This is a genomic window from Micromonospora sp. NPDC003241 (genome assembly GCF_053589795.1).
Genome location: NZ_JBSFSO010000010.1, coordinates 190,136 through 202,076 on the forward strand (window position 1 = coordinate 190,136; position 11,941 = coordinate 202,076).

At 72.8% G+C, this 11,941-nt stretch carries 11 protein-coding genes; 5 read left to right on the top strand and 6 right to left on the bottom strand.

Features of this window, described 5'->3' with window-relative positions; all coding sequences use genetic code 11:
* The first annotated feature begins 151 nt into the window (after positions 1–151).
* A complete protein-coding gene (locus tag ACWDVW_RS11700) occupies positions 152–1,423 on the top strand; it encodes an acyl-CoA dehydrogenase family protein (RefSeq protein WP_449947077.1) in 1,272 nt (423 codons plus the stop codon).
* Positions 1,424–1,463: 40 nt separating this feature from the next.
* On the opposite strand, the gene ACWDVW_RS11705 is transcribed toward ACWDVW_RS11700, so the two are convergent.
* Genes ACWDVW_RS11705 through ACWDVW_RS11715 form a run of 3 tightly spaced genes read right to left on the bottom strand, consistent with a single transcriptional unit; the run spans position 1,464 to position 4,119 of the window.
* Entirely contained in the window at positions 1,464–2,309 is an 846-nt protein-coding gene (locus ACWDVW_RS11705; RefSeq protein ID WP_449947080.1) for an ABC transporter permease, read from the bottom strand.
* Entirely contained in the window at positions 2,306–3,298 is a 993-nt protein-coding gene (locus ACWDVW_RS11710; protein ID WP_449947082.1) for an aliphatic sulfonate ABC transporter substrate-binding protein, read from the bottom strand. The genes ACWDVW_RS11705 and ACWDVW_RS11710 overlap by 4 nt, the downstream gene beginning before the upstream one ends.
* Positions 3,295–4,119 carry an ABC transporter ATP-binding protein gene (locus ACWDVW_RS11715; protein ID WP_449947084.1) on the bottom strand — a complete coding sequence of 275 codons (825 nt, stop codon included), beginning with the start codon at positions 4,117–4,119 and terminating at the stop codon, positions 3,295–3,297. The genes ACWDVW_RS11710 and ACWDVW_RS11715 overlap by 4 nt, the downstream gene beginning before the upstream one ends.
* Positions 4,120–4,466: 347 nt before the next feature.
* On the opposite strand from ACWDVW_RS11715, the gene ACWDVW_RS11720 reads away from it, so the two are divergent.
* The 3 genes from ACWDVW_RS11720 (at position 4,467) to ACWDVW_RS11730 (ending at position 7,051) form a co-directional block, all read left to right on the top strand.
* Positions 4,467–5,369, top strand: a complete 903-nt coding sequence (locus ACWDVW_RS11720; RefSeq protein ID WP_449947087.1) for a DUF1684 domain-containing protein — start codon at positions 4,467–4,469, stop codon at positions 5,367–5,369.
* A complete protein-coding gene (locus ACWDVW_RS11725) occupies positions 5,366–5,905 on the top strand; it encodes a flavin reductase family protein (RefSeq protein ID WP_449947090.1) in 540 nt (179 codons plus the stop codon). Before ACWDVW_RS11720 ends, ACWDVW_RS11725 begins: the two co-directional genes overlap by 4 nt.
* A gap of 180 nt (positions 5,906–6,085) precedes the next feature.
* Positions 6,086–7,051, top strand: coding sequence for a helix-turn-helix domain-containing protein (locus tag ACWDVW_RS11730; RefSeq protein ID WP_449947092.1), 966 nt, complete (start codon positions 6,086–6,088; stop codon positions 7,049–7,051).
* Positions 7,052–7,075: 24 nt separating this feature from the next.
* Here the strand turns inward: ACWDVW_RS11730 and ACWDVW_RS11735 are convergent, their stop codons facing one another.
* From ACWDVW_RS11735 to ACWDVW_RS11745, 3 genes are read right to left on the bottom strand one after another with little or no spacing between them, the layout of a single operon-like run.
* Positions 7,076–8,053, bottom strand: a complete 978-nt coding sequence (locus tag ACWDVW_RS11735) for a carbohydrate kinase family protein (protein ID WP_449947095.1) — start codon at positions 8,051–8,053, stop codon at positions 7,076–7,078.
* Position 8,054: 1 nt separating this feature from the next.
* Positions 8,055–9,008 (bottom strand): glycosyl hydrolase family 32, encoded by a 954-nt coding sequence (locus ACWDVW_RS11740; RefSeq protein WP_449947098.1) that lies wholly within the window; start codon positions 9,006–9,008, stop codon positions 8,055–8,057.
* Between the two features lie 16 nt (positions 9,009–9,024).
* A complete protein-coding gene (locus ACWDVW_RS11745) occupies positions 9,025–10,110 on the bottom strand; it encodes a LacI family DNA-binding transcriptional regulator (protein ID WP_449947101.1) in 1,086 nt (361 codons plus the stop codon).
* A gap of 371 nt (positions 10,111–10,481) precedes the next feature.
* On the opposite strand from ACWDVW_RS11745, the gene ACWDVW_RS11750 reads away from it, so the two are divergent.
* Positions 10,482–11,843 (top strand): ABC transporter substrate-binding protein, encoded by a 1,362-nt coding sequence (locus ACWDVW_RS11750; RefSeq protein ID WP_449947103.1) that lies wholly within the window; start codon positions 10,482–10,484, stop codon positions 11,841–11,843.
* The last annotated feature ends 98 nt before the right edge of the window (positions 11,844–11,941 follow it).

Sequence of the window (11,941 nt, forward strand, 5' to 3'; positions counted from 1 at the left end):
CGAGTGCTGTCCGGGCCGACGGTGAGATCGCGTGGGAATGGCAGCGTGGTCCGGTGGTGCGGCGAGATTGACGTTGGGTGCCGCCGGGGGTGAGACTAATCCTATTCAACCGATAGGATTCGCGGTCTTCGGTGGGAAGGTGGTCGGCGGGATGACGCGTGTGATCCGGACGGACGAGGAGGCCGTCGAGGTCGCCCGGAAACTGGCGGCCGTCCTCGCCGACGAGGCCGGCGTCCGAGACCGGGAGCGTCGACTGCCCGAGCCCGAGGTGGCCGAGCTGTCCGCCTCCGGTCTGTTGGGCATCACGGTGCCCGCCGAGTTCGGTGGTGCCGAGGTCTCGGTCGCCACGCTGACCGAGGTGTTCCGGACGCTGGCGGCGGCCGATGCCAGCCTCGCCCAGATCCCGCACAGCCACGTCGTCTTCCTCCAGGCGCTGCGCCTGCAGGGCACCGAGGAGCAGCAGCGGCGCTACTTCGCCGCCGCGCTGGCCGGGCAGCGGTTCGCCAACGCCCAGTCCGAGCGCGGTGGACGGACCGTCGCCGACGACGCCACCACGCTGCGCCGCCGGACCGACGGCGGGTACGTGCTGCACGGCGAGAAGTTCTACTGCACCGGTGCGCTGTTCGCCGACTGGCTGGTGGTCCGCGCCGTACTGGCCGACCCGGCCGAGCCCGACGCTCCCGCTGCGCCTGACGGTCCCGCTGCGTCCGGCGGCCCGGGCGCGAGCGGCGGCCCGGCCGCGAGCGGTGGCCCACCCGCCAAGGTGCTGGCCTACCTGCCCCGGGACACCCCGGGGGTGACGGTGCGCGACGACTGGGACGGGATGGGGCAGCGCACCACGGCCAGCGGGACGGTGCTGCTGGAGCAGGTGGCGGTGGACGAGACGCAGGTGGTGCCGTACACGCCGATCTTCGGTGCGGCGACCACCTATGGAGCGCGGGCCCAGGTGCTGCACGCCGCGCTGGACACCGGGATCGCCCGGGGCGCGCTGGACGCCGCGGTGGCGCAGGTGGCCCGGGCCCGGCCGTGGTTCGAGTCCGGTGTCGACCGGGCCGCCGACGAGCCGCTGCTCATCCAGCAGGCCGGCGAGCTGGAGATCCTGGTACGCGGCGCGGAGGCGCTGTTGCGCGAGGCGGCGACCGCGATCGACGCGGCCGAGGCGGACCTGACCGACGACAGCGCGGCTCGCGCCTCGGTGGCGACGGCGGTGGCGAAGGTGGCCGGCGCCCGTGCCTCGGTGGAGGTCTCCTCGGCGCTGTTCGACCTCGGCGGCACCCGCTCCGCCGCCGACGCGCTGAACCTGTCCCGGTACTGGCGCGACGCGCGTACCCACACGCTGCACGATCCCACTCGGTGGAAGGTCCAGCACATCGGTCGCTGGCTGCTCGACGGCACCCCGCCGCCGCGTCACGGTCAGCTCTGACCGGCCCGGCGCGTCGTTGGCAGGCCGACGGGTCACCCGGTCACGTCCAGGCCGCGAGGACGCGTCGTTCCAGCAGCCCGAGCAGGGTGTCGGCGAGCTTACCCAACACCGCCAGCAGCACGATCGCGAGCAGGATCACGTCGGTGCGGCCGGTGTTCTGGCTGTCGATGAGCAGGAAACCCAACCCCATCGACGAGGCGATCAACTCGGCCGCGACCAGGAAGAGCCAGGACTGCGCCATGGCCAGGCGCAGCCCGGCCAGCACCGGCGGCGTGGCGGCGGGCAGCAGCACCGTGCCGAGCAGCCGTACGCCGGACCGCCCGTACGCCCGGCCCAACTCGACCAGGTGCGGGTCGACGTGCCGGAGCGCGGCGGCCACGGTGGTGAAGACCGGGAAGAACGCCCCGATCGCGACCAGGGTGATCTTCGGAGTCTCGCCGATGCCGAACCAGAGCAGCAGCAGCGGCACCCAGGCCAGCGACGGGATGGCGCGGACCGCCTGGATGGTCGGGCCGACCAGCGAGCGGACCGCTCGGGAGAGCCCCACCAGGGCGCCCAGCACCAGTCCGGCGACGGATCCGGCGGTGAACCCGAGCAGGACCCGCTGCACGCTGATCGCCAGGTGTTGCCACAGCTCACCCCGGGCGAGGAGTTCCCGCAGCGCCAGCAGCACGTCGTACGGGGGCGGCAGTTGCGCGCGCGAGTAACCGCCGGAGGTGGCCAGCAGGTGCCAGCCGACGAGCAGTGCCAGGGGAAGCAGCAGGCCGGCGACGGCGTACCCCACCCGGGCGGTCCAGGCCCGACCGGTTCCGGCGGTGGCCGGGACCGGCGGCGCGGCCGGGCGGGCCGGTGGCGGCTGCACCGCCACCGGACTGCCCGCGCTCACGGCTCGGCCCGCGCCTGGGCGAAGCGGGGCTCGAAGATGCTGTCCAGCGCGGTGCGGGCCTCGGTGTCGGTGCGGACGTTGCCGTCGGCGACCAGGATGGGCAGCACCCGTTCGAAGACCTGCCGTTGCGCCGGGCCCGGCACCGGGTCGACGTCGAACCGGGTGCGTTCGGCGAGCACCACCCGGGCCACGGCGGGGGAGACCTTCGACTCTCGGGCCAGCAGCTCCACCGCCTGGTCCGGGTTCGCGACGATCCACCGGCGGGCCCGCTCGTAGGCGTTCACCACCCGCTGCACCAGCTCGGGGTGACTGGAGACGAACTCCTCGCGGGCGTTGAGCACGCCGTAGGTGTTGAAGGCGACGTTGCGGTAGAGCAGGGTCGAGCCGGCGTCCACCTGGGTCTGGGCCATGTGCGGGTCGAGGCCGGCCCAGGCGTCCACGTCCCCGCGCTCCAGTGCGGTCTTGCCGTCGGCGTGCTGGAGGTTGACCACGGTGACGTCGCCCGGCGCCAGCCCGGCCTCGTCGAGCGCCTGCAACAGGAAGAAGTACGGGTCGGTGCCCTTCGTCGCGGCGATCTTGCGTCCCTTGAGCTGTGCGACCGAGGTGAGCGGGGAGCCCTTGGCGACCACGACGGCGGCCCACTCCGGCTGGCTGAACACGCCGACGGTCTTGATCGGGGAACCGTTGGCCCGGGCCACCAGGGCGGCGACACCGGCGGTCGAGCCGATGTCGAGCGCGCCGGCGCGCAGGTTCTCGTTGGCCTTGTTGCTGCCGGCGGACTGCAACCAGCTCACCGACACCCCCTCGTCGGCCAACTCCTCCTCCAGCCAGCGCTGCTCGCGCAGCACCAGGCTCGCCGGGTTCCAGTACGCGTAGTCCAGACGCAATCCGGTGGTGCCGCCGGCTGCCGAGCCGCCGCTGTCCTCCCCGGCGACACAGCCGGTGAGCAGCAGGGCGGCGGCCAGCACGACGGCGACTGTCTTTCTCATGAACTCCTGCTTCCTTCGGGGGAGACGCCGAGACGGTCGAGTAGTTCGGTGCGCAGGGTGGCCGAGGCCGGCGAGCCGAGGTCCCGGGGCCGCGCCCCCGGTACGGCGGTGACGTGCTGGATGGTGGAGCCCCGTCCGGCCGGACCGGTGGGGCCGAGGACGACGATCCGGTCGGCCAGCCGCAGCGCCTCGTCGACGTCGTGGGTGACCAGCAGCACCGTGCTGCCGGCGGCGCGCTGCACCTGGTCGACCAGGTCCTGCATGCGTAGCCGGGTCAGCGCGTCCAGGGCGGCGAACGGCTCGTCCAGCAGCAGGACTCCGGGTCGCCGGGCGAGCGCACGGGCGAGCGCGGTGCGCTGGGCCATCCCGCCGGAGACCTGCCGGGGGCGGTGCTCGGCGAAGGCGCCCAGCCCGACCACCTCCAACCAGGCCCGGACGTCGGCGCGGGCGGTCGTCCGGTCGTGGCCGGGCGCGAGACCGAAGGCCACGTTGCCGGCCAGGGTCCGCCACGGCAGCAGGCGGGGGTCCTGGAAGACCATCGCGGTACGCGCCGCCACGCCGCGTACCGGTCGACCGTCCACGGTGATCTCACCGGCGCTCGGTCGGTCCAGCCCGCCGACGAGGCGCAGCAACGTCGACTTGCCGCATCCGGAGGCGCCGAGCAGCGCGACCACCTCACCGGCCTCGATCCGCAGGGTGACGTCGTCGAGCACGTGGTGGGTGCCACGACGACCGACGAAGGCGCGTCCGACCTGGCGTATCGAGACCGGCGCGGGTTCCGTGTGCAGCTCCGGCGCGAGTCGCGCGGCACTCGTCGGCATGCCACCTCCTTGCCTCGTCCGGTGGGTCGGCTCACAATACCCATATAACCAACCGGATGAGTAGGGTATATCTCGTGCGGCCGGGAGGGGCGATCCGGAGCACGGGGTGGGCGCCGTCCACCGGGGCCTCCGTCCGGTCTCGGGGTGGCTCCCGACAGCGGATCGACGTAGGGGGAGTGGCCTGTGAACGCGGTCCCTGGCAGGGTGACGGTGTGGACACCCCGCGCTACCGTCCTGGCGCCGATCGGGCAACGTCGCCCGGCGACCCGGCGCCTTCCGCGCACCCGGTCGCCCGAGGCGGTCGGGCCGACGCCGGCTGAATCCATTCTCGACGGAGGGAACCCGACATGACCCGGCCCCACCCGCTTTCGGCGGCGGCCTCGGACGCGCCCGAGGCCGCCGAGGCGCAGGTCGACGCCTTCACCCTCGAATGGCAGGAGTGGCACCGCCGCCACGAGGAGAACCTGGCCGACCCGCACGGCTTCCTCGCCGTGACCGGGCTGTACTGGCTCACCGACCGCCCCGAGCGCGTCGCCGACCTGCCCGGACGGTGGCACACCGGCGCGGACGGCGTGGTGGTCGACCTCGCCGACGGTGAGGCGCTCGTCGTCGACGGACGGCCGGTGACCGGCCGGCACGCGTTCGGCCCGATCCCCGAGCGCGGCGGCGTCACCGTCGGGCTCGACGGCGGCGTGCTGGAGATCGCCCGACGGGGCGGGTACGACATCCTGCGTCCACGCCGCCCCGACCATCCGCTGCGGACCGCCTTCCGGGGCACCCCGGCGTACCCGCCGTCGACCCGCTGGGTCCGGCCCGGACGGTTCGTCCCCTTCGACAGCCCCCGACCGACCACCGTCGGCGCCGCCGTCGAAGGACTCCAGCACGTGTACGACTCTCCCGGCACGATCGAGTTCGCCGTGGATGGTGTGCCGTTGCGCCTGACCGCCTTCAACGGCTGGTCGCCGGGAAGCCTGTCGGTGCTGTTCACCGACGAGACCTCCGGCGTGACCACGTACGCCGCCAACCGGGCCCTGACCGTCGACCCGCCCGACGAGCAGGGCCGGGTCACCGTGGACTTCAACCGCGCCACGAACCTGCCCTGCGCGTACACCGACTTCGCGACCTGCCCCCTGCCGCCGTCGGAGAACCGCCTGCCGATCGCGGTCGAGGCCGGCGAGAAGATCCCGTACGAGCGGCAGGAGGACGACGTGCCCCAGCCGCAGCGCACCATCCCCGGGAGGAACCCGTGACACCGCCCACCGACGACCAGCCACCCCTCGACGCCGAGGCCGACGAGATCCGGACCCTGCTGCGGCACCAGGCCAGCACGGTCACCGTGGTCACCGCGCCGGGGACACCGGCGGTCGGGTTCACCGCCACGTCCTTCACGTCGGTGTCGTTGTCACCGCCGGTCGTGTCGTTCTGCCTCAACCTCGGCTCGTCCAGTTGGCCCACGGTCGCCGCCGCCCGGCACGTCGGTGTCCACCTGCTCGCCCACCACCAGCAGGACCTCGCCCGCACCTTCGCCACCAGCGGCATCGACCGGTTCGCCGAGCCGACGCGGTGGCGGGTCGGTCCCGAGGGCGTACCCCTCCTCGACGACACCCTCGCCTGGCTGCTGTGCCGGGTGATCGACCGGGTGACGGTCGGCAGCCACGCCATCGTGCTGGCCGAACCGGAACTCGTGCACAGCCCGGCGGCCGGTTCGCCGCTGCTCTATCACCGGGGGCGCTACACCGGCCTGGTGCCCGGTGCCGACGGCTGGGTCGGGTCGGTCGCCGCCTGACCGCCGACGCCGCACCCCGCGCCCGCACCGCCCGCGAGCGTCCGGGATTCTCTCCTTCGTAACGCCGGCATGGGATCCTGGGACCGCCCGGTGTGCCGGCGCCGGGCCACGCGCGGGCATCGACGCCCGCCCACCGCGACGCCGCGGCAGCCGGCCCGGTCGAGCCGACGAGGTGAGTTCATGGCCGTCGTCCTGGACACCGCGCAGCTACCGGTCGTCGACCGGGTCGAGGCGGTGCACGCCACGATGGCGTACGCCTCCGCGCCGTGCCACGTGATCCACGAGGACCCGAGCGGAGACGTGTACGCCCGGATGGCCGTCTGGGATCTCGGGGACGTCTCGGTCTTCACCACCGAGGCGTCCGGCATCCGGCTGCTGCGCACCGCCCGGCAGACCCGGCAGGACGTGACGCCGGTGGTGGCGCTCTCCGTGCAGGAGCGTGCCGACGGGCGGCAGGAACAGGGAGGACACCGCGCATTGGTCCCCCCGGGCGGGCTGATGGGAATGGACCTCTCCGCCCCGTACGACTTCTCCTGGTCCGGCGACGGCGCCGCCGGGTGCCTCCAGATCCCCATCGACCGGCTCGCGTTGCCGGTGGACGTGATCCGGCGGGCCCTGGGCAACCTGCCGGCCAGTCCGCTCTATCCGCTGGTCACCCGGCACGTCGTCGACGTGGTGGGGCGAGCGGACCGGCTCGGCACCGACCCGGCGGCACCGGTGCTGGGCGCGGCCAGTGTGGAGCTGGCCCGGGCCCTGCTCACCTCGGCGGCGTACGCCACCGCGCGGCACGCCCACATCGACGGGGCCGGAACGCTGCTGACCCTCGTCCGGGCGTACGTCCGGCAGCACCTGGCCGATCCCGACCTGCGACCGGCGACCATCGCCATGGCCCACAACGTCTCACTGCGCCACCTGTACAAGGTCTGCGCCCAGGCCGACTTCAGCCTGGAACAGTGGATCATCGGGGAGCGGTTGAAGGGCGCCGGTGAGGAGTTGCTGCGGCCGCAGAGCCGCAACCTGACCATCGCGGTGGTGGCGCGCCGGTGGGGGTTCAGCGATCCGACCCACTTCGCCCGGCGTTTCCGCGCGGCCTACGGCCTCACCCCGGGGCAGTGGCGGCGGATGCACGCCGACCTGCCGCGCTGAGACACCGCCTGCGGGCAGCCGTGCTCAGGACTCCGCCGGGAACCGGCTCGCCAGTTCGTGCCGGTACGGCGGGTCGGCACCGGCTCGGGTGCAGGTCACGGCGGCCACCTCGACGCCGTACCGCAGCGCGGCCCGGACGTCGTCGTCGGACCACGCGGGCGCGGCGGCGGACAGGGCGGCGAGCAGTCCGGCGGTGAAGGCGTCACCGGCGCCGATCGTGTCGGCCACCGCGACAACCGGCGCCGGCTGCCGGAATCCGCTCGTCGCGGAGGCGGCGGCCGCGCCTCCGGCGCCGAGGGTGACCACGGCGAGCGTCACGCCGAGGTCGCGCCAGTGCCGCAGGACGTCCTCGGTCGACTGGCCCGGATAGAGCCAGGCGACGTCCTCCTCGCTGGCCTTGAGCACGTGCGCGATCCGGGCCAGCTCGTCGACGCGGGCCCGGGCCGTGTCCGGGCTGCCGATCAGGCCGGGCCGGATGTTCGGGTCGACGCTGACGAGCGCGCCCCGCTCGCGTGCGGCCCGCAGGGCGTCGGTCAACCGGTCGGCGCCCGGGTGCAGGAAGGCGGCCAGCGAGCCGGTGTGCACGATGCCCCGCCCGGTGAGCGCCGGGGCCAGTTCGTCGGTGCGCCACTGCCAGTCAGCGGTGCCGTCGACATAGAAGTCGTACGTGGCCACACCGGTCCCGGTCAGCGTGGCGATCCCCAGGGTGGCCGGCTCGTCGGCGTCGACGGCGTGCCGCAGGTCGACGCCGTTGGTCTCGGCGTGCGCGCGCAGCCGCCGGCCGAAGCGGTTGGTGGAGAAACGGGCGAGCAACACGGTCGGTACGCCCAGCCGGGCCAGCCCCACGGCCACGTTGAGCGGACTGCCGCCGGGGTGGGCGACGTACCGGCCGTCCGGCTGCTGCACCAGGTCGACGACGGCCTCACCGATCACGGTCACCGCCGGTGCGGCGGACGACGCGGGTCCGGTGGCCGGCGGCTCCGCGTCGTCGGCGACCGTCACCTCAGGCACCGCCGGTGGCCGGCAGCGGTTCGCGTGCCACCAGGCCGGCGTCGGGTTCGTAGCGCACCGGCACCGGGTCGCTGATCTCGCCGACGAACGTCCCGTCGCCGTGCTCGACGAAACCGAGCAGTGCCCAACCGTCCTCGGTCGACACCAGCCGGGGCGCGTACAGGTGCGGCTGCGCGATCGGTCGGGCGGCGGCGATGTCCCACGGTCCGCGTACGGTGGGCGCGGTGGCCAGCCAGAGCCGTTCCCGGGACTCACCGGGCGCGGTCGAGGGGTTGGTGCAGAACAGCAGCAACGGCTGTCCGTCCACCACGGCGACCTGCGGCACTTCGAGGTGACCGAATCCGGCCGGCGCGGACAGCGGCGGTTGCACGGTCCAGTTCAGCAGGTCGGGCGAGGTCGCGTGACCGACGACGCCGCGTTCGGCGGCCGGTCCCTGGTTGCCACGCGCGGTGATCAGCATGTGCCAGCCGTCGCCGTCCGGGTCGGCGAAGACCCACGGGTCGCGCCAGGCCTGCTCGTACCACGCGTCCAGGTCGAGCAGCTCGTACCAGGTGGGGTCGGCCTCGATCAGCGGGGCGTCGCCGTGCCGGTGCCAGGTGACCATGTCGTCGGAGACGGCCAGACCGATGCGCTGGACCAGACCGTCCTCGGCGCGGCCGACGCCGGTGTAGAAGAGATACCACCGCCCGTCCGGTCCGCGTACGGTGCTGCCGGTCCAGGTGGCCAGGTCGTCCCAGCCCGGCGAGTCGGCGGGCACCAGCGCGTCCGGGAGCAGCCGCCACTCGCGCAGGTCGGTGGAGACGGCGTGGCCGATCGTGGCGCGGCGGTGGCGACGGTCCGGGTCGAGGAGGGCCCGGGAGGCGCGCAGGAAGAACGCGTGCCACCGGCCGTCGTCGTCCTGGGCGTACCAGCTGTCCCACACCCAGTGGTCGGGCAGACGAAGCATGGCGGGGAAGGTATCACTAAATCGGTTTAGCCCGCGACCTCGGGGTGGCGTCGCTCTCGGTGCGCGGCAGCGGTGTCCGCGCGGCCGGAGCCGCGACCGACCGGCGGCGGCGCAGCGGCATCGGGACCAGGGCCGGGCCGGAGTCGTCCTTGTCGAGCAGCAGCTCCACCGCCCGGCGGCCCATCTGCTCGTGCGGGATGGCGGCCGTGGACAGCCCCGGGCGCAGCCAGGAGGCGATCGGGTCGTCGTCGAAGGAGATCACCGAGATGTCGTCCGGGATCGTCAGGCCGGCCTCCCCGAGCGCCTGGTACGCGCCGAAGGCCAGCCGGTCGTTCATGCAGATGATCGCGCTCGGTCGGTCCGGGCGGCCGAGCAGGGCCTGCGTCGCGGTGTAGCCGTGCTCCGGCAGCCACTCGGTGCAGAAGCCCTCGGCGAACAGCGCGACACCGGCGGCGGCGAGAGTGCCCCGGATGCCGCGCAGTCGCGCCTCGGCGGCGAGCGAGATCTCCGGGTCGCGTTCCTTGGGCCGGTTGCGGCCGATCAGGGCGATCCGGTCCCGGTGCCCCCGGGCGAGCAGCGTCTCGGCGATCGTGGCGCCGGCCAGCTCGTCGTCGGGCAGGACGCTGGGCAGCTCCTCCGAGCTGGTGGCGTTGAGCAGCACCACCGGGCCGTTCAGGATCGCCTTCGGCACGGTCAGTCGGCGGGTGGCCATCGCCGCATAGATCACGCCGTCCACCTGACGGTCGAGGATCGCCTCGATGGCGTACTGCTCGAACGCGGCGTCGCCCTGGGTCTCGGTGATCAGCAGGACGTGGTCGCGCTCGCGGGCGGCGTCCAGCGCGCCCCGGATCAGGCCACCGGCGAAGCGCGTGGTGGCGACGATGTCCGAGACGAAGGCGATGGTCGCGGTCTTGCGGGTACGCAGACTGCGGGCGGCCACGTTGGGGCGGTAGCCGAGTTCCTCCGCCGCCGCGAAGACGCGCTGGTGCGCCTCCGCGGAGAGCCGGGTGCCCTCGCGCCCGTTGAGCACCATCGAGGCTGCGGTCTTGGACAGCCCTGCCCGTCGGGCGACATCGGCCAGTGTTGCCCTGTTGCGGCCCATGAGTCCTCCGTTCGCGGTCGTCCGTACGACGCCGCCGTTGCCCATCATGCTGGGTCGAGTCGCGTTCCGGCTCACCGGTGGCGGGTCGGGTATCGGCGAAGACCCCTGGTGAACCGCTTGTTTCCGGACCGTTGCCAACTCGTCCTTGACAGGCCCGGGTGCCGCGCGCATGCTCTGCTAAATCAGTTTAGCGACGTTGTTTCGCCACTGCGGAGGGCGCTGTCGACAGCGACCTCCGAGGTCATACCGGATACCGCGAGCCGAGGTGCGGTGCGCGACGCGCAGGCGTGGCGTCACCGACCGTGGTGGCGAGCGTACTCGTTGGTCGCCGACCCGCGAGGACGTGCGGATGAGTCAAGGGAGCCATTGACGTGCGGGAGTTGTCCACCAGATTCACCCGTCGCCGGCTGGCACTGATGGTGCCACTACTCGCCGTCGGTCTGACGGCAACCGCCTGTAGTGCGCCGGGTTCGGAACCGAACGCGCCGGAGGACTCCGGCGCCCCGGTCAGCACCGAGCTCGGAACCGACCCGATCACCCTGGAGATGTACGCGGAGACCGGCTTCCCGCTGGCCAAGGCGCTCGCCGACGAGTTCACCAAGCAGCACCCGAACGTCACGTTCAACATCCGCGAGGACCAGTTCACGGTCATCGTGGAGAACGCGCCCCGGGTGCTCGCCTCGGACAACGCGCCGGACATCATCCGGCTGCCCACCATGGTCGACCTGGTCAAGGACGGCCTGCTGAAGAACCTCGACCCGTACTTCGACGCGCACGGCTGGGACAAGTTCCCCGCCTCCCAGCTCGTCCAGCTCCGGCTGACCGAGGGCGGCGCGGAGCGCGGCAGCGGCTCGCTGTACGGCATGGGCCTCGGCTACAGCGTGACCGGCGTCTTCTACAACAAGAAGCAGGCCGAGCAGGTGGGCATGACCCAGCCGCCGACCACCATCGCCGAGTTCGAGGACCTGCTGGCCAAGGCCAAGTCCGCCGACCTCCAGCCGATCATGCAGTTCAACAAGAACACCGCCGGCATCAACTTCCCGTACCAGGCGTTGCAGAACCAGTTCGGCGACCCGGCCCCGATCGCGGACTGGATCTTCCAGAAGCCGGGCGCCACCTTCGACACCCCCGCGTCGCTGAAGGCCGCCCAGACCATCGAGAAGTGGGCCAAGGCCGGCTACTTCCCGAAGGACGCCAACGCCATCGACTACACCGCGATGATGGGCGAGTTCCAGAAGGGCAACGGCCTGTTCATGTTCAACGGCGACTGGGAGTCGGCGAACCTGGACAAGAACATGGCCGGTGACGTCGGATTCTTCCTCTTCCCCGGTGAGACCGCCGAGGCCAAGAACGTGGCGATGTCCGCGCCGAACACCTTCGGTGTCGGTGCCCGGGCCAAGAACGCCGACGCCGCCGCCTTCTTCCTCAACTGGGTGCACACCAACGACAAGGCCCGCGAGATCTCGGTCAACGTCGGCGGCTCGCACCCGGGTGGCCCGGCCGAGCTGGCGCTGCCGCCGGTGACCGAGGGCACCGTACTGGCCGAGACGCTGAAGGCGTCCCAGCAGCTCGGCGCCGACAACGGCGCGGTGGACTTCACCGCCAACGCCACCGGTGGCATCTTCGCCGCCGCCATCACCCCGGAGATGCAGAAGCTGATCGCCGGCCAGCAGAACCCGGAGGGCTACGTCAAGGCGGTCCAGGCCGAGTACGAGAAGGAACTGTCCCGATGACGTCTGCCCTCGGCAGCGTTCCCGCCGGGTCGGGCACCACTGCCCGACCCGGCGGGACGGACCCCCGTCCCGCCGCGCGGCCCCACCGGAAGCGGTGG

Coding starts and splice junctions, on each gene's coding strand:
- ACWDVW_RS11700 (WP_449947077.1), top strand. CDS start 152: ATGACGCGTGTGATCCGGACGGACGAGGAGGCCGTCGAGGTCGCCCGG.
- ACWDVW_RS11710 (WP_449947082.1), bottom strand. CDS start 3,298: ATGAGAAAGACAGTCGCCGTCGTGCTGGCCGCCGCCCTGCTGCTCACC.
- ACWDVW_RS11715 (WP_449947084.1), bottom strand. CDS start 4,119: ATGCCGACGAGTGCCGCGCGACTCGCGCCGGAGCTGCACACGGAACCC.
- ACWDVW_RS11720 (WP_449947087.1), top strand. CDS start 4,467: ATGACCCGGCCCCACCCGCTTTCGGCGGCGGCCTCGGACGCGCCCGAG.
- ACWDVW_RS11730 (WP_449947092.1), top strand. CDS start 6,086: ATGGCCGTCGTCCTGGACACCGCGCAGCTACCGGTCGTCGACCGGGTC.
- ACWDVW_RS11740 (WP_449947098.1), bottom strand. CDS start 9,008: ATGCTTCGTCTGCCCGACCACTGGGTGTGGGACAGCTGGTACGCCCAG.
- ACWDVW_RS11745 (WP_449947101.1), bottom strand. CDS start 10,110: ATGGGCCGCAACAGGGCAACACTGGCCGATGTCGCCCGACGGGCAGGG.